The following is a 26,341-nucleotide window of genomic DNA, read 5'->3' as shown; positions in this document are numbered from 1 at the left end:
AAACAATGACAATCGAAATTAATGTACCTGACATCGGTGCAGATGAGGTTGAAGTAACTGAGATTCTAGTTAAGGTCGGTGACCGAGTTGAAGAAGAGCAGTCACTGATCACTGTTGAAGGCGATAAAGCTTCTATGGAAGTTCCTGCGTCTCAAGCGGGTATCGTTAAAGAGATCAAAATTGCTGAAGGTGATTCAGTAACAACTGGTTCTCTTATTATGATCTTTGAAGCAGAGGGTGCTGCAGAAGCACCAGCTGCTCCAGCAGTTGAAGCTGCACCAGTTGCTGCTCCTGCTCCTGCTGCAGCATCAGTTGCAGAGCTTAAAGAAGTTCACGTTCCTGATATCGGTGGTGATGAAGTTGAAGTAACTGAAATCATGGTTGCTGTTGGCGATACAGTAGAAGAAGAGCAATCTCTTTTAACTGTTGAAGGCGACAAAGCGTCTATGGAAGTTCCAGCTCCATTCGCAGGTACGGTAAAAGAAATCAAAATTGCTTCTGGTGACTCAGTATCAACGGGTTCTCTAGTGATGATCTTTGAAGTGGCAGGTTCAGCACCAGCTGCACCAGCAGTTGAAGCGGCAGCGCCAGTTGCAGCAGCTCCTGCAGCATCTGCAGAGAAAGAAGTGAACGTTCCAGATATCGGCGGTGATGAAGTAGAAGTAACTGAAATCATGGTTGCCGTTGGTGATACAGTAGAAGAAGAGCAATCTCTAATTACTGTTGAAGGCGACAAAGCATCAATGGAAGTTCCTGCACCATTTGCTGGTACAGTAAAAGAAATTAAGATTGCTGCAGGCGATAAAGTATCGACTGGTTCTCTAATCATGACATTTGTTGTTGAAGGTGCAGCACCAGCAGCTCCTCAAGCGGCAGCAGCACCAGTTGCACAAGCAGCTCCTGCAGCGGCACCAGCACCAGTTGCAGCAACTTCTGCTCCTGCATCAACAGGTGAATTTGAAGCGAACAACGATTACGCTCATGCGTCTCCAGTTGTACGTCGTCTTGCTCGTGAATTTGGTGTAAACCTAGCGAAAGTTAAAGGTACTGGCCGTAAGAACCGTATCCTTAAAGAAGACGTTCAAGGCTTCGTGAAAGATGCACTTAAACGTCTTGAATCTGGTGCAGCTGCATCAGGTAAAGGTGGTGACGGTTCAGCTCTTGGTTTACTTCCTTGGCCAAAAGTTGATTTCAGCAAGTTTGGTGAAACAGAAGTTCAGAAACTTTCTAAGATCAAGAAGATTTCAGGTGCAAACCTACACCGTAACTGGGTAATGATCCCTCACGTTACACAGTGGGATAACGCTGACATCACTGAGCTAGAAGCATTCCGTAAAGAGCAAAATGCAATCGAAGCTAAAAATGACACAGGCATGAAGATCACGCCACTTGTATTCATTATGAAAGCGGTTGCTAAAGCACTTGAAGCGTTCCCAGCGTTTAACTCTTCTCTATCTGAAGATGGCGAAAGCATCATTCTTAAGAAGTACGTAAACGTAGGTATCGCAGTTGATACGCCAAATGGCCTAGTTGTTCCTGTATTTAAAGACGTGAACAAAAAAGGCATTTACGAGCTATCTGAAGAGCTAATGGCTGTTTCTAAGAAAGCACGTGCTGGTAAACTAACAGCTTCTGATATGCAAGGCGGTTGTTTCACAATCTCAAGCCTTGGTGGTATCGGTGGCACTGCATTTACACCAATCGTAAATGCACCAGAAGTTGGTATCCTAGGTGTTTCTAAGTCTGAGATTAAACCTGTATGGAATGGCAAAGAGTTCGCTCCGCGTCTACAACTTCCACTGTCTCTGTCTTATGACCACCGTGTTATCGATGGCGCAGAAGGTGCTCGTTTCATTACTTTCTTAAACAGTGCATTATCAGACATTCGTCGTCTAGTACTGTAATTAGCGGTTATTGAAACAAACAATAAGGTGGCTAATAGGTCACCTTATTGCTTAATAAGCTTAAGGATTTATTCCTTACATTATATTTATTAAAGCAATTTGCAGTTTTTTTTAATGTTCCAATAGGAGCATGCTGAATGTGAATTGTTGTCTAGCTCACAGGCTAACCCCAACTTGCTTTCACACTGTTAACATATATGTAAAATGAATGCGGTTTGAAAACAATAATAGAACATCTGTCAGCCTGTTAGGGAAATGACTATAACGAGGTCAAAATGAGCAAACAAGTTAAAGCCCAAGTAGTTGTACTTGGTTCAGGTCCTGCTGGTTACTCTGCTGCTTTCCGTTGCGCAGATTTAGGTCTAGAAACAGTATTAATCGAGCGTTACAGCACTCTTGGTGGTGTATGTCTAAACGTGGGGTGTATTCCATCGAAAGCTCTTCTTCACGTATCTAAAGTAATCGAAGAAGCAAAAGCAATGGCTGAACACGGTGTTGTTTTTGGTGAACCACAAACTGATATTAACAAGATCCGTATCTGGAAAGATAAAGTTGTAACTCAACTGACTGGCGGTCTTGGTGGTATGGCTAAGATGCGTAACGTTACTGTAGTAAATGGCTACGGTAAATTTACAGGCCCTAACACAATCGAAGTTGAAGGCGAAGAAAACACAACAGTTACTTTTGATAACGCTATCATTGCTGCTGGTTCTCGTCCGATTAAACTTCCGTTCATCCCGCATGAAGACCCACGTATTTGGGATTCAACTGATGCGCTAGAACTAAAAGAAGTGCCAGAAAAATTACTGATCATGGGCGGTGGTATCATCGGTCTTGAAATGGGTACGGTTTACCACTCTCTAGGTTCTAAAGTTGAAGTGGTTGAGATGTTTGATCAAGTTATCCCTGCTGCGGATAAAGACATCGTTAAAGTGTACACAAAACGCATTAAAGACAAATTCAAGTTAATGCTTGAGACAAAAGTAACAGCAGTTGAAGCAAAAGAAGACGGTATCTATGTTTCAATGGAAGGCAAAAAAGCTCCTGCTGAAGCTGAGCGTTACGATGCAGTTCTTGTTGCTATCGGTCGTGTACCAAACGGCAAACTTATCGATGCTGAAAAAGCAGGCATCGAAGTTGATGAGCGTGGTTTCATCAATGTTGATAAGCAAATGCGTACTAACGTTGCTCACATTCATGCGATCGGTGATGTTGTTGGTCAACCAATGCTTGCTCACAAAGGTGTGCATGAAGGTCACGTAGCAGCAGAAGTTATCTCTGGTAAGAAACACTACTTCGATCCTAAAGTAATTCCTTCAATTGCTTACACTGAGCCAGAAGTTGCTTGGGTTGGTAAAACAGAGAAAGAAGCAAAAGAAGAAGGCCTAAACTTTGAAGTTGCTACTTTCCCATGGGCTGCATCAGGTCGTGCAATCGCATCTGATTGTGCTGATGGTATGACTAAGCTTATCTTTGATAAAGAAACTCACCGTGTAATTGGTGGTGCTATCGTTGGTACTAACGGTGGTGAACTTCTTGGTGAAATCGGCCTAGCAATCGAAATGGGTTGTGATGCAGAAGATATCGCTCTTACTATCCACGCTCACCCAACTCTACATGAGTCTGTGGGTCTAGCTGCGGAAGTATTTGAAGGTTCAATCACTGACCTTCCAAACAAAAAAGCAGTTAAAAAGAAAAAATAATTCTGAACAACGCATTTGTTCAGACATAAAAAAACCGCTGAGAAATCAGCGGTTTTTTATTATTATCATTTCCTGAATCCTGAATCCTGAATCCTGAATCCTGAATCCTGAAACTATTTATAAATACACAACATATTTAAGAAGCAATTTGCCGTTTCTTCCATTTCTTCAGATGAACTATTACGGTTAGCCTGAATGAAAACAGAGTAACAAATACCATGAAGCATTTTTGTTAGGTTTTCAGGGGTATGATCGTTACATACTTCGTTACGTTCAATACCTTCTTCAAACATAGTTTTGATAACTTGATTTGTATTTGAGTGAGTACTTAAGAAAAGAGGCCATACTTCATCACGAGTAGAGGTACTCCATTCAAACCATACTTTGATCCACTTATTACCAGTTTGAACACTGTCAATGATATTCAGAAGAAGAGTATTAAGGTTAGAACGAACATCAAGATCAAGAGAAATTGAGTTATTGATGAATTGGTGAAATTCGTTTTCGACTTTATTTAATACATCATCAACAAGATCTTCTCTTGTTGGGAAGTAATTAAACACGGTAGCGACAGAGACCTGAGCGATTTCTGCAATATCAGCATGACCACCGCGACCAATGCCACGTTGTGAAAACACTTCAATTGCGATATCAAGTAATTGTTCTTTGCGCTTTTCTGGAGATAGCCTTGTTCTAGGCCTTTTTTGGATTGTATCCATTATATTTATATCCTTGCCAACAAATTATTATTTTATATAGGGTTTTATTATTATTATTCTCAATAACTTTACATAAGGCTGCTTATATATTCAACAGTTATTCAGCTGATCAATGAAATTTATGACGAACTTAAAGAATTTTTTTCAGTATTGCATATATTTACGCAATAAATAGAAAGTGAAGTTTACATTTTGAATGTAGTTATTGCCAAGTGTTGATTATCTTTTTATGTCACTATAAATCCGTTAACAGCTCTTCCTTAATCTCAGTTCAGAAAAACTTTTATAATTACTCACGTTTCATTTTCTATTTTGCTGTAAACTGTGCAGGTCTAATCCTACTCTTAGTAGGTTCAACGAATAAGTGAGATAGTATGAAACATACAGTAGAGGTAATGATCTCTGAGCAAGAGGTCAACCAACGTGTAAAAGAACTAGGTCAACAAATTTCAGAACACTATAAAGATTCTGAAGGATTAGTAATGGTTGGCTTATTACGAGGTTCATTCGTATTCATGGCTGATTTAGCGCGAGCTATTGATGTGCCAATGACTGTAGACTTTATGACAGCATCAAGTTACGGCAACAGTATGGAAAGTACTCGTGATGTACGAATCTTAAAAGATTTAGATGATGACATCAAAGGTAAGGATGTTCTTCTAGTAGAAGATATTATTGATACTGGTAATACGCTAAGTAAAGTTTGCGAGATTTTATCTATTCGTGAACCAAACTCAATTACGATTTGTACATTACTTGATAAACCTTCTCGTCGTGAAGTTGAAGTAAATGTGGATTGGATTGGTTTTTCAATTCCTGACGAATTTGTTGTTGGTGTGGGTATTGATTATGCTCAGAAGTACCGTAACTTATCGTATATCGGAAAAGTTGTACCGCAAGAATAATTTGAGAACGGATGTTCACGCATTACCGTTTTTTAATATTGACGCTTAATCATGCTATTAAGTAGAAGAATAAAGCCAAAGATCCTTTATGTTCTTTGGCTTTTTTATTGATATAACTGTTAGCTATTTCATATAGCGAAAACTTCGGTTAGAAACATTTTTTTATTCCAATATTAGAATGAACCTTAAGCAAATAAAGTATTTCAATGTGTTTATTTTGTTTTTGAAATGTTTCAAAATTGTGGTTGATAAATAATCACTGGCGGTTACAATTTAACCGTAAATAAAATTTACATCTTACCCATTTAAAGAATTAATTTTACGTTTTAGGAGGTCAACATGATGGTTATTCATATGTACAAACAATGTTGTACCACCAATACCTCGCCTGCATTTGCAAGTGTTCGAAACGATTAATTAATTCGTAACCTTCTAAGGCTGCGAATATTGCGGCTATCTTTAGAAGGGTTCTTTTGTATATTCCTCTAGCATTAGTCGCAATATCTCTCACATATCAATATTTGGAGAAATATTATGCGTCATTCAATATACCTACGTTTAGCGACTTTATTTATTAAAGCTGATTTAGCTCGTGAAGAGCGAGAGTGGAAACGTGCCGTACGTAAAGTGCAATATGAAATTCCATGGGGAAATGAATATTTACTAAAAGATATAGGTTTGCATCTTGATGGTCGAACTATCAGCGATCTTGAACAGCCTGTATTTAAAGCCGAGCGCAAAGTACGTCATCTTCGTCGACTCATACGCTTGAGAATAGCGACGTAATAAATAGCCAGAGAAAGTAAATGGTGAATGCTTTCTCTGGCAACTTATATTATCTGTGTTTGTTATAATGCAGTGTATATATTTATTATGATAAAAGGGAACGATATTATTTCCCTTTTATCATTCATCACCAACATTAGTAATATTAGACATTGCTGCTTGATATGATATTTCTAATGATTCACGACTATGACCTTTTACGCCAAGATCATTTAAAACACCATCCCCATGCCATACACAACACCATGAATTTGAACGTCTTGTCCACGTTCCCATGCGTTTTGCATAATGGTTGAGTTACCTACGTTATATACTTGCTCTGCGACGTTAATTTCACATAGCTTATCCCCCCATTCTTCACGAGGTAATTTACCAAATACAGTTCTGTGTTTTAGGAATAAATCTCTAATGTGAAGTAGCCAGTTATTGATTAAGCCTAAAGGAGGATTATCGATAGCTGCATTTACACCACCACAGCCATAATGGCCACAAACAATAATATGTCTGATTTTCAAAACATCGACAGCATATTGAAGAACGGATAAGCAGTTTAAATCTGTATGAATAACTTGGTTTGCTACATTTCGATGCACAAATAGTTCGCCGGAATATAACCCAGTTAGGCGTTCTGCTGGTACTCGACTATCTGAGCAACCTATCCATAAAAAACCTGGGTGTTGACCTTCTTCTAATTTTGCAAAATATTCAGGGCGTTCTGCTTTTATTGATTTAGCCCATTTAGAATTATTCTCAAAAAGTTCTTTAATTTCTGGCATTTTAAATTTTTCATCCCTTAAATACATAAGAAGGAAGAGTATTACCTAAACTTCTTTCTGTTAAAAACCTCAACAGGTTTATTTACTATACACAATGTTACAATTTCAATCTGCTAAAAAATGCTTTTAAAAGTACTCATCTGACGAGTTCATGCTTTTAAAAATGGCTTTTTAGTCTTTATTTATAGTTAGAACATAACTAGTAGTGATTAGTTCTAATTAACTATTATGAGAGATGAATAACATTTGTTAAATTAATGAGGTTAACGTGTTTATAAACAAGGAGCTAACGGTGTTTGGTCAACGGTTTGACAATATTAATTTAAAAGGGGACCTCTTTGGTGGGGTTACCACGGCCATAATATCGCTTCCTCTCGCACTGGCGTTTGGTGTGGCATCTGGTGCTGGAGCTGAGGCCGGTCTTTGGGGGGCGATAATGGTGGGGCTTTTTGCTTCATTATTTGGAGGCTCTTCAACGTTAATCTCTGAGCCAACAGGTCCCATGACCGTTATCATGACTGCTGTTTTAACTAGCATGGTAGCGAAATATCCTGAAACGGGTATGGCAATGACGTTTACTGTTGTAATGATGGCCGGTGCATTCCAAATTTTACTCGGTACATTAAAGCTTGGTAAATACATTACATTAATGCCTTATAGTGTAATTTCTGGTTTCATGTCTGGTATTGGTGTCATTCTTATTATTCTTCAACTCTCTCCTTTATTAGGGCATGCGGCTCCACCGGGAGGCGTCATTGGAACCTTATCTGCTTTACCTGATACTTTGTCTAATTTAGATATTAAAGAGCTGTTCCTTGGCGGGTTAACTCTTGGGGTGTTATTTTTATTTCCTGATAAATATCGAAAATACGTGCCAGCTCAATTAGTGGCCCTTGTTGCGGTGACTCTGCTCTCTGTTCTTTTTTTTGATATGGAATCTATTCGCCGAATTGGTGAGATACCTGCTGGTCTACCTTCGCTTGTTATTCCAACCATTAATTTTGAAATGTTCACCACCATGGTTATTGACGCTTTGGTTCTTGGAACATTAGGTTGTATAGATACCTTATTGACTGCCGTGATTGGTGACTCATTAACACGTAAGGAGCACGATTCAGATAAAGAGCTACGAGGTCAAGGTTTAGCAAATATGATCTCTGGTTTATTTGGTGCTTTACCTGGTGCAGGTGCCACGATGGGAACGGTAACCAATATTCAAGTTGGCGCTCGCTCACCGTTATCTGGTGTGTTTAGAGCAGCAATGCTCGCTTTAGTCGTATTGGTTGCTGGTGGATTGACAGAACCTATTCCGATGGCGGTATTAGCAGGTATTGCTGTGTATGTTGGTTTTAATATCTTGGATTGGAGTTTTATTCAACGCGCACATAAAGTCAGTTTTGCAGGCATGGCTATTATGTATGGTGTGATGTTGCTGACTGTTTTTGTGGATTTAATTGTCGCTGTTGGTCTTGGTGTTTTTATTTCTAACATTATTATTATTGAGCGTTTAAGCCGAGAACAGGCAAGGCAAGTAAAAGCGATCAGTGATGCGGATGAAGATGATGTTCCTTTAACTGACAGTGAAAGAGCTCTACTAGATAAAGCTAATGGTAAGGTGCTTTTCTTTTATTTATCAGGTCCAATGATATTCAGTGTATCTAAAGCAATATCAAGGCAGCATAGCAGTATTTCTGATTATGAAGTGATGATACTTGATTTAACCGATGTTCCCATGATTGATGTGACCGTTGGTTTAGCGTTAGAGAATGCGATTAACGATGCACTAGATGCAAACTGTAAAGTGTATTTACTGTGTCCAAATGAGCAGACGAAAGAGCAATTAGATAAGTTTCATGTTACGGATTTAATTCCGGGTGAGAATACGTATAAATTTCGTTATGAGGCACTTAAGTCTGCAATTAAATATGTTTCACCTAGTGAAGATTAAGTGATTAATTATTATAGAAATAAATCAAACCGTAGAGTGAATTACTCTGCGGTTTTTTATTATCTATTAACGACACCAATTTGCATTCATCGTAATTTAACGATAATCTGGTTTGATTATTAGATATTTGCTTCCAGATAATAGGTAAACAAATGTACGCATTAGAAATTGAACAATTAAGAAAAACCTATTCAGGTGGTTTTGAGGCGCTTAAAGGAGTGAGTTTAACCGTTGAAAAAGGCGATTTTTATGCCTTACTTGGTCCTAATGGGGCAGGAAAGTCGACGACAATAGGTGTGATTAGCTCTTTGGTAAACAAAACATCAGGCAAAGTACAAGTATTTGGCTATGACATTGATACCCAGCTAGTACAGGCAAAGCAGCAAATAGGTTTAGTACCACAAGAGTTTAATTTCAATCCATTTGAAACCGTGTTGCAAATTGTAATGCAACAAGCTGGTTATTATGGTGTCTCCCGCTCATTAGCAAAAGAGAGAGCTCAAAAATATTTAACTCAGTTGGATCTATGGGAAAAAAGAAATGATCGTGCGCGTAACTTATCTGGAGGTATGAAACGCCGCTTAATGATCGCTCGTGCTTTAATGCATGAACCTAAATTGTTAATTCTTGATGAACCGACAGCAGGTGTTGATATTGAGCTTCGTCGTTCTATGTGGGAATTTTTAAAGCAAATTAATGAGCAAGGTGTGACGATCATATTAACTACGCACTATCTTGAAGAAGCTGAAATGCTTTGTCGAAATATCGGAATTATTAATAAAGGTGAGGTAATAGAGAATACTTCAATGAAGTCATTATTGAATAAACTTCAAGTTGAAACCTTTATTTTGGATCTTGCTGAAAATAGCCCTGTTCCTGTTTTAGATGGTGCAAAAATAACCAGTTGCAAAGACGGTTCTATCGAAGTTGAAATTGATAAATCTCAGGGGCTTAATTACCTTTTTGAGCAATTAAATCATCAAGGTATTAATGTGCTCTCTATGAGGAATAAAGCAAATCGTTTAGAAGAATTGTTTGTCAGTATTGTTCGTTCAGGAGAAGCAAAATAATGATGAATTTATATTGGACAGCATTTAAAAGTCTTATCTCAAAAGAAATAAACCGTTTTGTTCGTATTTGGGTTCAGACATTAGTTCCACCAGCAATAACCATGACGCTCTATTTTATTATTTTTGGTAATTTAATTGGGTCACGCATTGGTGAAATGAGTGGCTTTAGTTATATGGAATATATTGTTCCTGGTTTGATCATGATGTCAGTTATTACTAACTCATATTCAAACGTAGCTTCTTCTTTCTTTAGTTCTAAGTTTCAAAAGAACATAGAAGAGTTACTTGTTGCTCCTGTACCTAACTACATAATTATCGCTGGTTTTGTTGGTGGTGGTGTTGTTCGAGGCTTGTTAGTTGGTGCGTTAGTTACTTGCGTGTCTCTATTTTTCGTTGATATTCAAATTGTTCATCTTGGCGTGATCATGTTGACGGTATTAATGACATCCATTGTCTTTTCATTAGGCGGGTTGATTAATGCCGTTTTTGCTAGAACATTCGATGACATTAGTATTATTCCAACGTTTGTATTAACGCCATTAACGTACTTAGGTGGTGTCTTTTACTCGATAAGTCTATTACCTGAATTCTGGCAAGGGGTTTCTAAGTTAAACCCGATAGTTTATATGGTAAATGCGTTCCGTTACGGTTTCTTAGGTGTCTCTGATGTAGGGATCGGTACGGCATTTGCTGTGTTGTCTGTATTTATTATTGCTTTATATAGTATTGCTTGGCACTTGGTTTCTAAGGGGATTGGATTAAGAAGTTAGATACCATATGTGTAAATCATAGATGAAAAAAGGGCTGAAGATAGTGATTATCTTCAGCCCTTTTATTTTTCTTTTAGAAAAGATTACTCTTCTTCGTCGTTCGATGCCGCTGCTAATTCAACAACTAAGTTATCAATTAAACGAACTTGACCAAGGAACGCTGCCATTAGAATAACGGCTTGAGTTGTCTCTTCTGTTGGCTCTTGTAGCGTTCTTGCATCACGAATAAAGATCTCATCCGGTTGCAGATCTGCTGCGCGTAATTGATCACTGGCATCTTCAATTAGAGATAGGTAATCATTACGGCCGCCACGCATTTGGCTACTGATCCAACGCATAGTACGAGCTAAAACTGGTGCACGCTGACGCTCATTAAGTGTTAATAGGTTATTGCGTGAGCTCATTGCCAATCCATCCATCTCACGAACGGTTGGTACGCCAACGATTTCAACATCTAATGCCATATCGATAACCATTTGACGAATAAGCGCAAGCTGTTGGAAGTCTTTTTCACCAAAGCAAGCAACATCAGGTTGAACAATATTGAATAGCTTATTAACAACCGTCGAGACACCTTTAAAGTGACCTGGACGAGAAGCGCCTTCTAAAATAATAGAGATAACAGGAACGTCAACAGTTGTTTGTTTCTCTAATCCTTCTGGATACATGATCTCAGGAGTTGGTGTGAATACAAGATCAACGTTTTCAGAAGTCAGTTTTTCAACATCTTCGTCTATTGTTCTTGGGTAGTTTGTTAGGTCATCAGCATTGTTAAATTGCATTGGATTAACAAAAATACTAGCAACTACAATATCCGCATGCTCGCGAGCTGTACGAATTAGAGTTAAATGACCTTCGTGTAGATTTCCCATTGTTGGAACGAAAGCAATACGTTTACCTTCGCGTTTCCAAGCTTTGATCTGCTCGCGTAATGGTAAAATTTCAGAAAAAATGTCCATTACGTTTCCTTAGTTAAATGTATGTTCAGCAGCAGGGAATACACCTTGCTCAACATCTTGAATGTATTTAGTGACCGCTTTACGCATATCACCAGTTTCTGCCAAAAGTTTTTTGAGAATTTAGGCATGTAGTTAGCTGAAATACCAAACATATCGTGCATTACAAGGATTTGACCATCAGTCACGTTACCTGCACCAATACCAATAACAGGAACTGTACATGCTTTTGTAATACGCTCAGCAAGAGAAGCTGGAACGCATTCTAGTAGGATAATTTGAGCACCAGCAGCTTCAAGCGTTAAGGCATCTTTTATCATTTGCTCTGCTTTAGCTTCATCACGACCTTGAATGCGGAACCCACCAAAAATATTAACTGATTGAGGTGTTAAACCAAGGTGCGCACAAACTGGGACGGCACGCTCTGCAAGGACTCGAACTGTTTCAGCTATCCATTCACCGCCTTCAATCTTCACCATGTTAGCGCCTGCTTGCATTAGCTTTCCAGCATTCTCACACGCTTGCTCAGGAGTTGCGTAGCTCATGAATGGCATATCTGCCATTAATAGGCTATTTGGGCTGCCTGCACGTACACAGCGAGTATGGTAAGCGATCTCTTCAGTGGTTACAGGTAGAGTGTCGCTCTTACCTTGTAAAACCATACCTAATGAATCACCGACTAATAAAACAGGGACTTCTTGCTGTTCAAATAGTTGTGCGAAGCTAGCATCATATGCTGTAACAGTGGCAAATTTTTTGCCTTCTTGCTTCCACTTCATTAAGTCATGAATAGAGATTTTTTCATAAAACATCCTTACTAGAAGCGATTAATCTTCCCAAATAGACAAACCATTTCTATCTACAGTTTTTAGTAACTGAGAAAGGGTTGTGCCATCAGGTAAAGTTAAATCATTATAAATTTCAGCGAGCGGATAAAGAACAAATTCACGTTCTTTCATGCCATAGTGAGGCACGGTTAATCGCTCATTGTCGATCGTTTGATCGCCAAATAAAATAATATCGAGATCTAAAGTTCTTGGTCCCCAGCGCTCTTCCTTACGCACGCGACCTTGCTCAAGCTCAATCTTTTGAGTGAGATCCAGTAATTCCATTGGAGCAAGGTTGGTTTCAATCTCAACAACTGCGTTAATGTAGTCAGGTTGATCTTGAGGACCCATAGGTGAACTGCTGTAAAGCGATGATACCGCTGTTACTTTAGAGTCCGGGAGCTGGTGCAGGGCATTGATAGCCACTTTTGCTTGAGCTACGGGATCTCCAAGGTTACTCCCAATCGCAATAATTACTTTGATCATGAGTCGTTATTTGCTCTTTTTTTCTTACGATATGGGCTGCGACGCTTACGAGGACCACCAGAACGGCGACCACCGTTTAAATTTTGAACCATATTGTTACGATGTGGTGCTGGTGCATCTTGGAACTCAGTCCACCAGTCACATAAATCTTTGGTTTCGCCGCCTTCAACTTTGCCACGCATTTCTAAGAAATCATAAGCTGCACGGAATTTCTGTTGCTCAATAAGTACAAAAGCTCGTTTACCCGTGCGACGAGGTAAGCGTAATTGAAGTTGCCAAATATCACGAATCGTTGCAGTTAAGCGACGTGGGATCGCAGTACTTCTTACTTGAGTATCAAGAATTAGATTAGATGCTTCCATTATTGATTCGTAGTGATCAAATTTTGGATTGTCATCTTGGATTTCTTGCGCTTTTGCTGTTAGTGGGTACCAAAGCATTGCTGCAAACATAAACGCAGGGTTTACACGCTTACCGCTGTTAATTCGCTTATCTGTAGAGCGTAATACAAGCTCAATCATTTGTTCTGCTGGACTGTTTCCCTCTTCCGTTAAGAAAGGAGTGAGAACAGGGAACAATTGTTGGAAAAGATTAAAGTCTCGTAGCATCCAGTAAGTATTTAATCCATTACCGGTTTGCAGTAGTTTTAATGACTCTTCAAATAAACGTGCGGCAGGAATGTCTCTTAGTAGAGGTGAAAGCTCAGCAATAGGTGCCGCTGTTTTATCACAAATAGTCATATCTAATTTTGCAGCAAAACGAACTGCACGAAGCATACGTACTGGGTCTTCGCGATAACGAGTTTCTGGATCACCAATTAAGCGGATAATGCCATTTTTTAAATCTTCAATGCCGTTGGCGTAATCGTGTATCGAGTAGTCTGCGATATTGTAGTACATCGCATTAACCGTAAAGTCACGACGTTCAGCATCTTCTTCTACTGTGCCATATACGTTATCGCGTAGTAACATCCCTTCGTCAGATTGCGCTGAGATATTCTTTTTCTCATTATCTTCTTTGTGGTGACCACGGAAGGTAGCAACTTCAATAACATCTCGACCAAAAAGAATATGAGCAAGACGGAATCGTCGACCAATTAAACGACAATTTCTGAATAGTTTTTTGATTTGCTCTGGAGTTGCATTGGTTGCAATATCAAAGTCTTTAGGTTCTTGACCTAATAGAATATCGCGCACACCTCCGCCTACCAGATAAGCGTCATATCCAGCATTGCTTAGACGGTAAAGAACTTTAAGTGCATTATCACTTAAATCTTTACGTGAAATATTATGTTCTTGGCGTGTGATAACGTTCAGTTTCAAATCCTCTGTTGAGCAAATATCACTGTTGTTTTTGAGTAAATTACGACAAAAACGGGCAACTTGATTAAAGATAATAACCTCGATATTCAAGTGAGCAGTCAAAAATAGGCGCACATCATAGCTTAAATTGAGGGTTTTGAGAATGGGGTAGTGATCTCGAGCCCAGTTGGAAGCTGATTTAATTGCCAATGTTGGATTGCCCATTGAAGAATTTCATTCAATGTAGCTTGCTTTACTTCTAATGGAATTATAAACCCTAAAAACGTTAATGCAGCTAATAGTGTTGGTTTAGGGTTACTATTATCAATAGCGGGTGCATAGTTTTGTTTAGAAAGTTTATTGCCTTTTTCATCAACAGCAAGGGGTAAATGAAGGTAGTTAACTTCATTTGCACCCAATTGACGGTAAAGTGATATTTGGCGTCCTGTTGGCTCAATGAGATCGGCACCGCGAACCACTTCGGTAACTCCTTGGTCGATATCATCAAGAACCACGGCGAGATTATAAGCAAATAGTCCATCTCGACGTTTAATAATAAAGTCTTCGTGTGCAAGTTTGCTTGGGATTGTAATCGTGCCATGTTTAATATCATTAAATGATTCAACAGGATGTTGCATAACCAAACGAACAGCAGAATTTTTTTCTGAATGGTGCTTATCTTTGCAGTGGCCTAAATAAAAACCACCGTCTTCTTTTATTTGTTTACGTGTGCACTGGCAATAATAAGCGTTGTTTTCTTGCAGCCATTTATCTATTTGAGATTGATATAAATCGTGTCGTTGACTTTGGTATACAATTTCTTCGTCCCATTCTAGACCGTAATTCTCTATGGTTTGAATGATTAAGGAAGCGGCGCCTGGTACTTCCCTTGGAGGGTCAAGATCTTCAATACGAAGGAGCCATTTTCCTTGATGAGATTTAGCTTGTAAGTAGCTCCCTAGCGCTGCAACAAGAGAGCCAAAGTGTAATGGACCAGAAGGTGATGGTGCAAAACGACCAATGTATTGAGTTGTCATAAATATTCACTATTTAAACGTAAAAAAGGGAGCGAATGCTCCCTTTTTTATGATTTGATAGGTATTAACCTGCCATTTGCTTTTCTTTGATTTCTGCAAGAGTTTTACAGTCAATACAAAGATCAGCAGTTGGACGTGCTTCTAATCGACGAATACCGATTTCAATACCACAAGAATCACAGAAGCCGAATTCTTCTTCTTCGATTTTTGTTAGTGTTTTCTCAATTTTCTTAATTAAACGGCGCTCACGGTCACGATTACGCAGTTCTAAACTAAATTCTTCTTCTTGAGCTGCGCGATCAACTGGATCTGGAAAGTTCGCTGCTTCATCTTTCATGTGGTTCACAGTGCGTGCAACTTCTTCCCTAAGTTGGTTACGCCAAGCTTCTAAAATCTTTGTAAAGTGTTCAACTTGGGCTGGGCCCATGTATTCCTCACCGGCTTTTTCCTGATAAGGTTCAACACCAGCGATAGCTAGAATTCCTAGCGTTCTTTTTGTATTGCTCTCTGGCATTACAGCTTCTCCTAAAACGTCTTTGACTCTCACTAGCCAAATGAGGGCGCTATCTATAGCAGAAAGAAAAGAGGCAATCAAATATTGATTTCATCAATTGAGATCCAGTAGCAAGAACGTAGCACTTTTCTTAAAAAGAATGTATTTATTACACGAATGAAGTGACTAAATACTAAAAGGTAGCTTGCGTACGATCTTCATCTCTTTTGATGACATCTCTGCTTGGTAGCAGAGAATATTGACCCCATTTTCAATCGCATCAATTAATAAAGAATGATATTGCTGGTCTATATGGTGTGCGATTGAGACTTTTTCAATACCCGAATGTAAAACAGCGAAAAATAATATGGCTTTATGGCCAAGTTGTGCCATTTCGCTTAATTCCCTTAAGTGTTTTTGGCCACGGGTTGTAACGGCATCTGGAAAGAAACCTTGACCCGATTCACTTAATAATGTGACGCTCTTCACTTCAATATAGCAGTCAGGTAACGATTTACCAGTAAGTAAAATATCAATTCGACTGTTCTCTGAGCCGTATTTTACTTCGGTTTTTAGCTCGTCATATTCAGTCAGCTCTTTTATGTTCTGATCTTGAATCGCCTCGACAACTAATTGATTAGCTCGAAGGGTATTAACGCATATTGTGTGATTGTTTTCTGTGACGCTGAGCTCCCAACTGTTAGGGTATTTGCGCTTGAGGTTACTGGATGTTGAAAAAAACACCGTACTGTCAGGTTCTGCACAGCCAGTCATTGCTCCAGTGTTAGCGCAATGAATTGTGCGCTCACTATTATCGTCAAGTTTAATATCAGCTAAAAAGCGTTTATAACGTTTTATTAGCTTCCCAGATTCTAATTCAGGTTCAAATTTCATTTAACTACTGTTTTTTTGTACAATGGTTTAATTCGAGATAATGCCATAAGGCGAACCCATTGTCACAGTTACCTATTGAAACAGTGATCCCATCACTGATTGAGAAATTAAAGCATCACTCTCAGCTTATTTTAAAAGCGTCGACAGGTGCTGGTAAGTCTACTTTTTTGCCGCTTACTTTGTTAAGAGAGAATCTGATTGATGGCAAAATTATAATGTTAGAGCCAAGGCGTTTAGCTGCCCGTAATATTGCGAATTACTTAGCATCTCAATTAGGTGAAAAGGTGGGTGAGCAAGTTGGTTTTAGAGTGCGTGGTGAAGCAAAAGTCAGTTCTAGAACTCGTTTGGAGATTGTGACAGAAGGGATCATGACACGTATGATTCAGTCTGATCCTGAATTATCAGACGTAGGGTTACTTATTTTTGATGAATACCATGAAAGAAGCATTCACGCAGATACTTCTTTAGCTTTTGCTCTGGAAGTTCAAGATGCTTTGAGGGAAGATCTTAAATTATTGGTGATGTCGGCAACATTAGAACAAGCAGCGTTACAAAAATTATTACCTAATGCAGCCTATTTAGAGTCAGACGGTCGTTTATTTCCAGTTGAAACACGTTATCAGCCATTAAAGGAGAATCAAAAGCTACTTGATGCAACAGAGAATGCTATTCGACAAACCTTGATTAACGAAACAGGCTCAATTTTGGTTTTTCTTTCTGGCGTCGGGGAGATTAAACAGCTGGAAGAGAGGTTAAGTGATCTTTCATCAGAGGTGATTCTTGCTCCTTTGTATGGTCAACTGGAAATAAGAAAGCAACAACAAGCCTTAATGCCAGCACCAATAGGACAAAGAAAAGTTGTACTTGCAACGAATATCGCTGAAACCAGTTTAACGATTGAAGGTGTTCGAGTTGTTATCGATAGTGGGTATGAAAATAAGGCGAGCTTTGATGCGAAAACAGGAATTACAAAATTAGAAAAAAAGCGTATAGCACAATCAGCATCAGAGCAAAGAAAAGGGCGAGCAGGACGTTTAGAATCAGGTATCTGCATTCGATTGTACAGTGAGTCGCAATTCAAACAACAAGCATTAGTTCCTACCCCTGAAATTGAATCGTCAGATCTTAGTTCTTTGATTGTAGAGTTAGCTAAGTGGGGAGTGACACAACCTTCGGATTTACAGTGGTTAACAGTGCCACCCAATTCTAATGTTCAACAAGCAAAAGAATTATTAAAACAATTGGGGCAGCTTGATACTCAAGGACAATTAACAGTTTTTGGTGAACAGTCACAACACTTAGGCATGGATCCTCGACTTTCTACGATATTGCTTCGTGCAAAGGAAATGTCATTGGCTCATCTAAATACAGCATTATTTCTTTTGCCGATTATTGAAGAACCAGCTAAGTCAATAAAGTCAAAAGACGTAAGTTACCACCTTTCTTTGCTGCTAGATGGGAAGTATCCGAAATCAAATTATTATCATCAAAGAGCTCACCGATTAGCTAAAATGCTCTTAGTTAATGAAGATAAAGAATTGGCATCACCTACTTATGTAGGAGAAGTATTAGTTAATGGTTTCCCAGATCGACTTGCAATGGCCAAAGGTGATTCTGGTCAATTTCAATTATCTAATGGGCATGGGGTTCAAGTTGATGAACTAGAAAATCTTGCTCAAAGTGATTATTTGGTGGTGGTTGATTTATTAAAAGGCGTAAATAACCGCAGTCAGGTTTTACTTGGTGCTTCTTTAACACTGTCATCACTTTTAGACTCCTGTTCTGATTTACTATCTGAAGTAGAGTATGTTGATTGGGATGAAAAAAATGGTCGCATGCTTGCCGAACAACGGACTCAATTAGGGGCGTTGGTGATTAAGCGTCAACTAATAAAGTCACCAGATGAAAGTAAAATATCAGAAGCATTGCTACGCATGGTTCAGAGACAAGGATTATCTAGCTTAAATTGGAGTGACACAGTAGAAGCATTTCATTCTCGTTTGCTATGTGCATCGATATGGTTGCCTGAATTGGGTTTACCTTTGTTAGATGAAACCCATTTATTAAATGATGTCGATAAGTGGCTGCAACCTTTTATGCATCACATCAAAAGTGATAAACAACTAAAAGAACTGAATATTATGGAAGCGTTAGAGGCTTATGTTGGTTGGAATAATATGCAGTTAATTAATGAATATTTACCTAGCCATTACGTATTACCGACAGGAACAAAAGCAAAGATACAGTATCAATTACAGTCAGAACCTAAGATCTCAGTTCGAATGCAAGAAGTATATGGAGAGGCTGAAACGCCGTTATTAGCAAAAGGAACAAAAAAACTAATGATGGAACTATTGTCACCAGCACAAAGACCATTACAAACAACAAGCGATCTTGCTGGTTTTTGGCAAGGTTCTTATAAAGAAGTACAAAAAGAGATGAAAGGGCGTTATCCAAAGCATATTTGGCCAGATGATCCTGCAACACATCAAGCAACCAAAAAAACAAAACGTCACTTTAACTAATATTCATAATTAAAAAGATTTCTCATGGCTGAAAAGAAAAAAACACCAACAAAAGCTGCCCCTAAAAAAACGGCAGCAAAGAAGAAAGCACCAGCGAAAAGAAAAACATCATCTAAGAAAAAAGCGCAATCGTCTCGTCCTTTTTGGAAGAGTTTGATGATTTTAGGCTTTAAATTAAGTTTGGTTGTTTTAGCTATTCTTGTTATCGCCGGTATTTATCTTGATACCGTAGTTAAGAAACGTTTTGATGGTCAATTATTTAGCTTACCAACGGTTGTTTATAGCCGAGTGTTAACGTTATCTCCTGGGCAAAATATCAGTTTAAGAACGGTTCAAAATGAGTTGGATTTACTTAAATATCAAAAAGTACGTCAACCTCAACGCCCTGGTGAATATTCATCATCATCAACAAAAATTGAATTAATTCGTCGTCCTTTTGAATTTCAACAAGGACCAGAGCCAGATCGTCATGTCATGCTTTATTTTAATTCTGAAGGACTTCAGAAAATTGAAAATAGAAGCGTAATGAAACAAATGGGCTTTTTACAAATAGAGCCTCAGTTCTTAGGTATGTTGGATGCTGATGATGATCAACAGCGTTTATTCTTACGTAGAGAGCAATTTCCAGAGGTGATGGTTGATGCTTTATTAGCAACAGAAGATCGTGATTTTTATCAGCACGATGGTGTTTCTCCTCTTGCTATAGCTCGAGCTATGGTTGTGAATGCTAAGGCAGGACGAACCGTGCAAGGTGGTAGTACGCTGACTCAACAATTGGCGAAAAACTTATTTCTTTCTCGTGAACGTACATTATGGCGAAAAGTTCGAGAAGCGTATCTTGCATTAATTTTAGATTATCGTTACAGCAAAGACCGTATTTTAGAAGCGTATTTAAATGAGGTGTATTTAGGGCAAACTGGGGGAGAGGCCATTCATGGTTTTGGCTTGGCTGCACAGGTGTATTTTGGTCGACCAATAGAAGAGTTGCGTATTGATCAACTAGCGATGTTAGTTGGTATGGTGAAAGGCCCGTCTTATTACAATCCGATGCGTTTCCCTGAACGAGTAAAAGAGCGCCGAGATTTAGTTCTTCGATTAATGATGCAAGAAGAGATCTTATCGCCTCATCAATATGAAATGGCAGCTAGCCGTCCACTCGATGTAAAAAAACGAGCAACTATAGCGACAAGACAACCGGCTTATTTCCAGCAATTAAAATGGGAGTTAAAAGAGAAAGCGGGTAAGGCATATCAGAAAGGAGAAGGGCTACGAGTATTCACTACTCTGGATCCTCTGTCTCAGCAAAAAGCAGAGCAGGCCGTTGAGAGAACAGTACCTCAGTTAGAAAAAAGGGCTGGGAAGGGCTTGGAAGCTGCAATGGTGATTGTTGATCGTCAAAGTGGTGAAATTCGAGCAATGATTGGTGGCAGCCGAACTGGATTTGATGGATTTAACCGAGCGATTAATGCTAAACGACCAATTGGGTCATTAGTTAAACCTGCTATCTATTTGAGTGCATTAGAAACACCGGATAAGTTTTCATTAGCAACAACGTTAGATGATAAACCGATTGCATTAAAAGGAAGTAAAGGTACAACATGGACGCCAAGAAACTTTGACCGTAAATTCAGAGGAGAGGTTCCTCTTTATTATGCTCTTTCTCGTTCTTTAAATGTACCAACAGTAAATCTTGGTTTGATGGTTGGCTTAAGCAAAGTGACCGACACTCTAGTTAAATTAGGGGTTGATGCAAATGAGATTAATCAAGTGCCATCAATGCTATTAGGATCCATCAACTTATCTCCATATCAAGTAGCTCAAATGTATCAAACGATTGGTAATGGTGGGAGAAAAGCTGCTTTAACAGCACTTAAGGCAGTTGTAGATAATGATGGAAACTTACTTTATGAAAACTTCCCAAAATCAGCCGCAGTAGTTCCTGAACAAGCAACGTGGTTAACTGTGTATGGAATGAAACGAACGGTGAGTGAAGGAACGGCTCGCTTCTTAAATAGTAAATATAGTTGGGCGGCTTTAGCTGGTAAAACGGGAACAAGTAATGATTCAAGAGACAGTTGGTATGCAGGTATTGATGGTCGTGAGGTTGCTATTACTTGGTTAGGTCGTGATGATAACAAACCAATGAAATTGACAGGTTCAAGTGGTGCGTTACGAGTTTACGCTGATTATCTAAGTATGCGCTCTCCTGAAGTGCTTCAATTACCGTGGCCAAATGAAGTGACAACCGCTGGATTTGATTTACAAAGTAATAAAACACTAGAACCAGATTGTTCAGGTCGAGTGAAGTTACCTATTTGGGATCAAAAAGGGCAGTATAAAGCTGAGTGTGAAAAGAATAAGCCTGCAGCTTGGTTAACTGATATTTTTGGTTTTTAACTGTTAACAAAGAGATCCTCTCTTAATTATCAAATCATGCTAGATAATTAAGAGAGGCATACAATTTTACTAATTATTGAATGAGAGTTTAAAGAGGATATATTGAATAAAGTCGATTATCTTTTGATGAAAATGTTATAAAATCGACCGTTGCGAGTATATTTTCACCAAACAATCCTTTTTTTGTAATTAGTTGTTGACCCTGAAACTAAAAAGCATTCTAATACACCTCGTTGCCCGGATAGCTCAGTCGGTAGAGCAGAGGATTGAAAATCCTCGTGTCGGTGGTTCGATTCCGCCTCCGGGCACCATATTAATTTGTTGGTGTCTAACATGATTAGCACGAGCAATGAAATTAAGTGTGCCGACTTAGCTCAGTAGGTAGAGCAACTGACTTGTAATCAGTAGGTCACCAGTTCGACTCCGGTAGTCGGCACCATCTCTTCTCTTTTGAGAATAAAAATCTGTTCCCTTTTAGTTCAGTCGGTAGAACGGCGGACTGTTAATCCGTATGTCGCTGGTTCAAGTCCAGCAAAGGGAGCCACTTTTTAAAGCCTTGTCAGAAATGACGAGGCTTTTTTTATATTTGAAATTTGTATTTCCTACTTCGTCTTGAGTAAATTGGTACTATAAAAAAGCATGCTGTAGTAGCATGCTTTCAAAGAGTGGCGATGGATTTTAAACTTAATGTTTAACTTGGAATTTATTTAGCCAAGTCTCAAGGTCATCAGCAAGTTCTGTTAATGTTTGAGTGCTGTTCTGGCTATCAGCGACAACTTTCGCTAGTTGTTGACCACTTTCTTCAATGATATTCACTCGCTGTGTAATATTTTCACTAACGTATTTTTGCTCTTCAGATGCACTTGCTATCTGATGGCTCATGCTAGAGATAGTTTCAAGAGCCGTTACAATTTGTTGTAAAGCATCAGAAGCATTTTTAGATTCAGATACTGTGCTCTTACTCGTTTCAGCACATACTTCCATAGTAGAAATAGCATTATGTGAACCTTCTTGAAGGTTAGAAATCATTTGCTGAATTTCTTTAGTGCTGCCTTGAGTTCGGCCTGCAAGGTTACGAACTTCATCTGCAACAACAGCAAACCCACGTCCTTGTTCACCTGCTCGTGCTGCTTCAATTGCTGCGTTTAATGCTAATAAGTTTGTTTGTTCAGCAATATCACCAATTACATCTAGCACTTTAACAATACTATTTACTTCATTATCTAGCTCAGCTACGGCTGTACTTGCAGTACTTAATTGCTCTGCTAAACCTTCAATGTTTGATACGGTAGCATTAATTAACTCTTGTGTACGTACACTTTGTTTATCTGCATTATCTGTATTGATAGCCGTTTGCTGTGCTGATTCTGCTACATTATTTGCAGAAGATGCCATTTCAGTTATAGCAGTAGCAATCATTTCTGTTGATTGGTGCTGATCTTCAGTCAGTTGACTTACGGTACCTGAACGAGAATGCACATCAGATAACTCGTCTTTTAATGCAATCATTGATTGGGTTAAATGTTCAACCAGTTCAGCTAAAGAGAGATTCATTGTTTGAACCGCTTGATAAATACTGCCTTCAGGGGCTTTAGTATCAAATTGAGTGACGATTTGTCCTGCTGCAACTGTTTGAATTGCAGATCGTACATCGTGAGGTTCGCCACCAAGCAGGGCAAGCATACGTTTAATTGCAATCATTAAAATGCTAAGTATTAAGCTAGCAATGATAAAAGCTAACCCGAATTGCCATTGTGCTGTTGCCCAAAAGCGTTCATTTACTTCTGTTTCGCCAATACCAGTGCCGACAATCCAATTCCACTTATGTGTTTTTTCAGCAATAGATAGTTTTTTATCAATGCTGCCATCTGGCATTTTTAAGGACCAAGTATATTCAGCCATACCATTTGGGTTTTGATTAATGGCATTTTCTAAAATTTGTCCTACGCTACGACCTTCACTATCTCTAAATTCATGAAAACTTGTGTCGTGTAGCTGAGGATCTAAAGGTGCAGCAAGAAAAGTTAAGTTTTCATCAGCAACATAAACGTATTCATTATCTTTATAGATGTTATTACGTAATATAGTAATAGTAAGTTCTTTCGCTTTTGATTCTTCAATCTTTCCTTCTTCTACCATATTCTCCATATTGGTAATTAAGTTATAGGTAGTTTGAAAAATCTCAGTTACTCGAGATTTGTTGTCTATTGTACTTGCAACTCGTAAAGTCCATAAACCTGTTGCTGTCATTAATATAAGAGAACAAAAAATGATGGTAGCCAGAACGTAAGATTGGTTTTTTAGCTTCATGCCTTGTGATCCTTGATTATTAGTCTGATGTATATGTATCGGCAGAATGATTTATAAGTTTAATAAATACCACTTTAGAGTGGAATTTTGGCGCTTTATATAATAAGAAGGGAATAAATAACAAGAACAAGTTCACTATTTATTAAATATCATTGGTATTTATGATTGAGAGCCTAGATTTTAATCATCTTTAGGATGTTTTAATAAGTTTTATGACTTCATATTGAACGTTTTGTTTATATTCTATGCATTTGAATTAAATCTTAAATAAAATGCTTGCCAATATGAATCAGGTCTCTATAATGCGACCTCACTGACACGGAGAGCATGTCCAGTAAGGGTTTGCAATCAGGTTGGTCTAGATGGTTTTTTAAAGTTGGTTTCAAATAAGTGCTTGACACTGAAGCTTAAATGAATAAAATGACCATCCTCTTCGAAAGAAAGCCTTAATGGCTTAAAAGTAGAAGAAAGCTCTTTAACAATTTAACCAAATCAATCTGTGTGGGCACTTGTGAATTGATAATCACTATTTGCGAAAGCAAATAACTAATCAATGAACTGAGTGACTACACAAAATTACTTTTATGTAACAATCAGTATTAATCATTGAGTCGGTTTTGTTTCTGCTTCTCTTTATAGAAAAGACAGAGCAACCAAAAAAACTTTAATTGAAGAGTTTGATCATGGCTCAGATTGAACGCTGGCGGCAGGCCTAACACATGCAAGTCGAGCGGAAACGACTTAACTGAACCTTCGGGGAACGTTAAGGGCGTCGAGCGGCGGACGGGTGAGTAATGCCTGGGAATATGCCTTAGTGTGGGGGATAACTATTGGAAACGATAGCTAATACCGCATAATGTCTTCGGACCAAAGAGGGGGACCTTCGGGCCTCTCGCGCTAAGATTAGCCCAGGTGAGATTAGCTAGTTGGTGAGGTAAGAGCTCACCAAGGCGACGATCTCTAGCTGGTCTGAGAGGATGATCAGCCACACTGGAACTGAGACACGGTCCAGACTCCTACGGGAGGCAGCAGTGGGGAATATTGCACAATGGGCGAAAGCCTGATGCAGCCATGCCGCGTGTATGAAGAAGGCCTTCGGGTTGTAAAGTACTTTCAGTAGGGAGGAAGGTTCATGCGTTAATAGCGTATGGATTTGACGTTACCTACAGAAGAAGCACCGGCTAACTCCGTGCCAGCAGCCGCGGTAATACGGAGGGTGCGAGCGTTAATCGGAATTACTGGGCGTAAAGCGCATGCAGGTGGTTCATTAAGTCAGATGTGAAAGCCCGGGGCTCAACCTCGGAACCGCATTTGAAACTGGTGAACTAGAGTGCTGTAGAGGGGGTAGAATTTCAGGTGTAGCGGTGAAATGCGTAGAGATCTGAAGGAATACCAGTGGCGAAGGCGGCCCCCTGGACAGACACTGACACTCAGATGCGAAAGCGTGGGGAGCAAACAGGATTAGATACCCTGGTAGTCCACGCCGTAAACGATGTCTACTTGGAGGTTGTTCCTTGAGGAGTGGCTTTCGGAGCTAACGCGTTAAGTAGACCGCCTGGGGAGTACGGTCGCAAGATTAAAACTCAAATGAATTGACGGGGCCCGCACAAGCGGTGGAGCATGTGGTTTAATTCGATGCAACGCGAAGAACCTTACCTACTCTTGACATCCAGAGAATTCGCTAGAGATAGCTTAGTGCCTTCGGGAGCTCTGAGACAGGTGCTGCATGGCTGTCGTCAGCTCGTGTTGTGAAATGTTGGGTTAAGTCCCGCAACGAGCGCAACCCTTATCCTTGTTTGCCAGCACGTAATGGTGGGAACTCCAGGGAGACTGCCGGTGATAAACCGGAGGAAGGTGGGGACGACGTCAAGTCATCATGGCCCTTACGAGTAGGGCTACACACGTGCTACAATGGCGCATACAGAGGGCTGCAAGCTAGCGATAGTGAGCGAATCCCAAAAAGTGCGTCGTAGTCCGGATTGGAGTCTGCAACTCGACTCCATGAAGTCGGAATCGCTAGTAATCGTAGATCAGAATGCTACGGTGAATACGTTCCCGGGCCTTGTACACACCGCCCGTCACACCATGGGAGTGGGCTGCAAAAGAAGTGGGTAGTTTAACCTTCGGGAGGACGCTCACCACTTTGTGGTTCATGACTGGGGTGAAGTCGTAACAAGGTAGCCCTAGGGGAACCTGGGCTGGATCACCTCCTTAAACGATAGATTACGGTTTATGAGTGTTCACACAGATTGATTAGGTTAAAAAATTAAGAGACTTAATGTTGGGTCTGTAGCTCAGTTGGTTAGAGCGCACCCCTGATAAGGGTGAGGTCGGTGGTTCAAATCCACTCAGACCCACCAATACTTCTCCAGAAAGTATTGGATAACATTATATTTCGGGGCTATAGCTCAGCTGGGAGAGCGCCTGCCTTGCACGCAGGAGGTCTGCGGTTCGATCCCGCATAGCTCCACCATCTTTAAGCATTCTTTTAGGTTAAACCTTTAAGAGTTTTTAAAAATGGTTACACGCATAAG

Annotated in this window: 17 protein-coding genes, 5 tRNA genes, 1 rRNA gene and 2 pseudogenes; 15 read left to right on the top strand and 10 right to left on the bottom strand. The window is 39.4% G+C overall.

Annotation, left to right across the window (positions count from 1 at the left end):
- Positions 1–5 precede the first annotated feature (5 nt).
- A complete protein-coding gene (gene aceF / locus AAFX60_011865) occupies positions 6–1,904 on the top strand; it encodes a pyruvate dehydrogenase complex dihydrolipoyllysine-residue acetyltransferase (GenBank protein ID XDF77347.1) in 1,899 nt (632 codons plus the stop codon).
- Between the two features lie 275 nt (positions 1,905–2,179).
- Positions 2,180–3,607 carry a dihydrolipoyl dehydrogenase gene (gene lpdA / locus AAFX60_011860; protein ID XDF77346.1) on the top strand — a complete coding sequence of 476 codons (1,428 nt, stop codon included), beginning with the start codon at positions 2,180–2,182 and terminating at the stop codon, positions 3,605–3,607.
- 113 nt (positions 3,608–3,720) lie between these two features.
- On the opposite strand, the gene AAFX60_011855 is transcribed toward lpdA, so the two are convergent.
- Entirely contained in the window at positions 3,721–4,326 is a 606-nt protein-coding gene (locus AAFX60_011855; GenBank protein XDF77345.1) for a TetR/AcrR family transcriptional regulator, read from the bottom strand.
- Between the two features lie 374 nt (positions 4,327–4,700).
- Here AAFX60_011855 and hpt point away from each other — a divergent pair, with 374 nt between their 5' ends.
- The gene (hpt, locus tag AAFX60_011850) at positions 4,701–5,231 is read left to right on the top strand and encodes a hypoxanthine phosphoribosyltransferase (GenBank protein XDF77344.1); all 531 of its coding nucleotides are present in this window, start codon (positions 4,701–4,703) and stop codon (positions 5,229–5,231) included.
- Positions 5,232–5,765: 534 nt separating this feature from the next.
- Positions 5,766–6,017, top strand: coding sequence for a DUF1127 domain-containing protein (locus tag AAFX60_011845; GenBank protein XDF77343.1), 252 nt, complete (start codon positions 5,766–5,768; stop codon positions 6,015–6,017).
- A gap of 120 nt (positions 6,018–6,137) precedes the next feature.
- Here AAFX60_011845 and can read toward each other — a convergent pair.
- Positions 6,138–6,793, bottom strand: a pseudogene (gene can / locus AAFX60_011840) (carbonate dehydratase).
- Positions 6,794–7,085: 292 nt separating this feature from the next.
- On the opposite strand from can, the gene AAFX60_011835 reads away from it, so the two are divergent.
- The 3 genes from AAFX60_011835 (at position 7,086) to AAFX60_011825 (ending at position 10,581) form a co-directional block, all read left to right on the top strand.
- Positions 7,086–8,741: a SulP family inorganic anion transporter gene (locus AAFX60_011835; GenBank protein XDF78942.1), complete on the top strand. Its 1,656-nt coding sequence runs from the start codon at positions 7,086–7,088 to the stop codon at positions 8,739–8,741.
- Positions 8,742–8,893: 152 nt separating this feature from the next.
- Complete coding sequence (locus tag AAFX60_011830) at positions 8,894–9,811, top strand: ABC transporter ATP-binding protein (GenBank protein XDF77342.1); 918 nt, start codon at positions 8,894–8,896, stop codon at positions 9,809–9,811.
- Positions 9,811–10,581: an ABC transporter permease gene (locus AAFX60_011825; protein ID XDF77341.1), complete on the top strand. Its 771-nt coding sequence runs from the start codon at positions 9,811–9,813 to the stop codon at positions 10,579–10,581. The genes AAFX60_011830 and AAFX60_011825 overlap by 1 nt, the downstream gene beginning before the upstream one ends.
- Before the next feature lie 83 nt (positions 10,582–10,664).
- On the opposite strand, the gene panC is transcribed toward AAFX60_011825, so the two are convergent.
- The 7 genes and pseudogenes from panC to sfsA form a co-directional block, all read right to left on the bottom strand.
- Complete coding sequence (gene panC / locus AAFX60_011820; protein XDF77340.1) at positions 10,665–11,540, bottom strand: pantoate--beta-alanine ligase; 876 nt, start codon at positions 11,538–11,540, stop codon at positions 10,665–10,667.
- Positions 11,541–11,549: 9 nt separating this feature from the next.
- Positions 11,550–12,349, bottom strand: a pseudogene (gene panB, locus AAFX60_011815) (3-methyl-2-oxobutanoate hydroxymethyltransferase).
- Between the two features lie 15 nt (positions 12,350–12,364).
- The gene (gene folK / locus AAFX60_011810) at positions 12,365–12,850 is read right to left on the bottom strand and encodes a 2-amino-4-hydroxy-6-hydroxymethyldihydropteridine diphosphokinase (protein XDF77339.1); all 486 of its coding nucleotides are present in this window, start codon (positions 12,848–12,850) and stop codon (positions 12,365–12,367) included.
- Positions 12,847–14,274 carry a polynucleotide adenylyltransferase PcnB gene (gene pcnB / locus AAFX60_011805; protein XDF78941.1) on the bottom strand — a complete coding sequence of 476 codons (1,428 nt, stop codon included), beginning with the start codon at positions 14,272–14,274 and terminating at the stop codon, positions 12,847–12,849. Before pcnB ends, folK begins: the two co-directional genes overlap by 4 nt.
- Positions 14,275–14,294: 20 nt before the next feature.
- Positions 14,295–15,188 carry a tRNA glutamyl-Q(34) synthetase GluQRS gene (gene gluQRS / locus AAFX60_011800; protein XDF77338.1) on the bottom strand — a complete coding sequence of 298 codons (894 nt, stop codon included), beginning with the start codon at positions 15,186–15,188 and terminating at the stop codon, positions 14,295–14,297.
- Between the two features lie 64 nt (positions 15,189–15,252).
- Complete coding sequence (gene dksA / locus AAFX60_011795; protein XDF77337.1) at positions 15,253–15,702, bottom strand: RNA polymerase-binding protein DksA; 450 nt, start codon at positions 15,700–15,702, stop codon at positions 15,253–15,255.
- A gap of 165 nt (positions 15,703–15,867) precedes the next feature.
- Positions 15,868–16,575 (bottom strand): DNA/RNA nuclease SfsA, encoded by a 708-nt coding sequence (gene sfsA / locus AAFX60_011790; GenBank protein XDF77336.1) that lies wholly within the window; start codon positions 16,573–16,575, stop codon positions 15,868–15,870.
- A gap of 59 nt (positions 16,576–16,634) precedes the next feature.
- Between sfsA and hrpB the strand changes: the two genes are divergently transcribed.
- The 5 genes from hrpB (at position 16,635) to AAFX60_011765 (ending at position 22,041) form a co-directional block, all read left to right on the top strand.
- Positions 16,635–19,100 (top strand): ATP-dependent helicase HrpB, encoded by a 2,466-nt coding sequence (gene hrpB, locus AAFX60_011785; protein XDF77335.1) that lies wholly within the window; start codon positions 16,635–16,637, stop codon positions 19,098–19,100.
- A 24-nt stretch (positions 19,101–19,124) separates the two neighbouring features.
- The gene (gene mrcB / locus AAFX60_011780) at positions 19,125–21,497 is read left to right on the top strand and encodes a penicillin-binding protein 1B (GenBank protein XDF77334.1); all 2,373 of its coding nucleotides are present in this window, start codon (positions 19,125–19,127) and stop codon (positions 21,495–21,497) included.
- 235 nt (positions 21,498–21,732) lie between these two features.
- A tRNA-Phe gene (locus AAFX60_011775) sits at positions 21,733–21,808 on the top strand.
- Between the two features lie 52 nt (positions 21,809–21,860).
- Positions 21,861–21,936: transfer RNA gene (locus AAFX60_011770), tRNA-Thr, on the top strand.
- 29 nt (positions 21,937–21,965) lie between these two features.
- Positions 21,966–22,041: transfer RNA gene (locus tag AAFX60_011765), tRNA-Asn, on the top strand.
- A gap of 140 nt (positions 22,042–22,181) precedes the next feature.
- On the opposite strand, the gene AAFX60_011760 is transcribed toward AAFX60_011765, so the two are convergent.
- Positions 22,182–23,807: a methyl-accepting chemotaxis protein gene (locus tag AAFX60_011760; protein ID XDF77333.1), complete on the bottom strand. Its 1,626-nt coding sequence runs from the start codon at positions 23,805–23,807 to the stop codon at positions 22,182–22,184.
- Positions 23,808–24,472: 665 nt separating this feature from the next.
- On the opposite strand from AAFX60_011760, the gene AAFX60_011755 reads away from it, so the two are divergent.
- The 3 genes from AAFX60_011755 to AAFX60_011745 all read left to right on the top strand — a co-directional run bounded on the left by AAFX60_011755 (position 24,473) and on the right by AAFX60_011745 (position 26,280).
- Positions 24,473–26,021, top strand: a 16S ribosomal RNA gene (locus AAFX60_011755).
- A 69-nt stretch (positions 26,022–26,090) separates the two neighbouring features.
- Positions 26,091–26,167: transfer RNA gene (locus AAFX60_011750), tRNA-Ile, on the top strand.
- Between the two features lie 37 nt (positions 26,168–26,204).
- Positions 26,205–26,280, top strand: a tRNA-Ala gene (locus tag AAFX60_011745).
- Positions 26,281–26,341: the final 61 nt, after the last annotated feature.

This window comes from Aliivibrio fischeri, assembly GCA_038993745.2.
GTDB lineage: Bacteria > Pseudomonadota > Gammaproteobacteria > Enterobacterales > Vibrionaceae > Aliivibrio > Aliivibrio fischeri_B.
This window is presented reverse-complemented; position numbering and strand designations above follow the sequence as displayed.

What these genes read in the sequence shown, in the direction of transcription:
- AAFX60_011830 (XDF77342.1), top strand. Translation starts at nt 8,894, where the DNA reads ATGTACGCATTAGAAATTGAACAATTAAGAAAAACCTATTCAGGTGGT.
- folK (XDF77339.1), bottom strand. Translation starts at nt 12,850, where the DNA reads ATGATCAAAGTAATTATTGCGATTGGGAGTAACCTTGGAGATCCCGTA.
- sfsA (XDF77336.1), bottom strand. Translation starts at nt 16,575, where the DNA reads ATGAAATTTGAACCTGAATTAGAATCTGGGAAGCTAATAAAACGTTAT.
- panC (XDF77340.1), bottom strand. Translation starts at nt 11,540, where the DNA reads ATGGACATTTTTTCTGAAATTTTACCATTACGCGAGCAGATCAAAGCT.
- AAFX60_011845 (XDF77343.1), top strand. Translation starts at nt 5,766, where the DNA reads ATGCGTCATTCAATATACCTACGTTTAGCGACTTTATTTATTAAAGCT.
- hpt (XDF77344.1), top strand. Translation starts at nt 4,701, where the DNA reads ATGAAACATACAGTAGAGGTAATGATCTCTGAGCAAGAGGTCAACCAA.
- AAFX60_011825 (XDF77341.1), top strand. Translation starts at nt 9,811, where the DNA reads ATGATGAATTTATATTGGACAGCATTTAAAAGTCTTATCTCAAAAGAA.
- AAFX60_011855 (XDF77345.1), bottom strand. Translation starts at nt 4,326, where the DNA reads ATGGATACAATCCAAAAAAGGCCTAGAACAAGGCTATCTCCAGAAAAG.
- aceF (XDF77347.1), top strand. Translation starts at nt 6, where the DNA reads ATGACAATCGAAATTAATGTACCTGACATCGGTGCAGATGAGGTTGAA.
- gluQRS (XDF77338.1), bottom strand. Translation starts at nt 15,188, where the DNA reads ATGACAACTCAATACATTGGTCGTTTTGCACCATCACCTTCTGGTCCA.
- mrcB (XDF77334.1), top strand. Translation starts at nt 19,125, where the DNA reads ATGGCTGAAAAGAAAAAAACACCAACAAAAGCTGCCCCTAAAAAAACG.
- lpdA (XDF77346.1), top strand. Translation starts at nt 2,180, where the DNA reads ATGAGCAAACAAGTTAAAGCCCAAGTAGTTGTACTTGGTTCAGGTCCT.
- AAFX60_011760 (XDF77333.1), bottom strand. Translation starts at nt 23,807, where the DNA reads ATGAAGCTAAAAAACCAATCTTACGTTCTGGCTACCATCATTTTTTGT.
- dksA (XDF77337.1), bottom strand. Translation starts at nt 15,702, where the DNA reads ATGCCAGAGAGCAATACAAAAAGAACGCTAGGAATTCTAGCTATCGCT.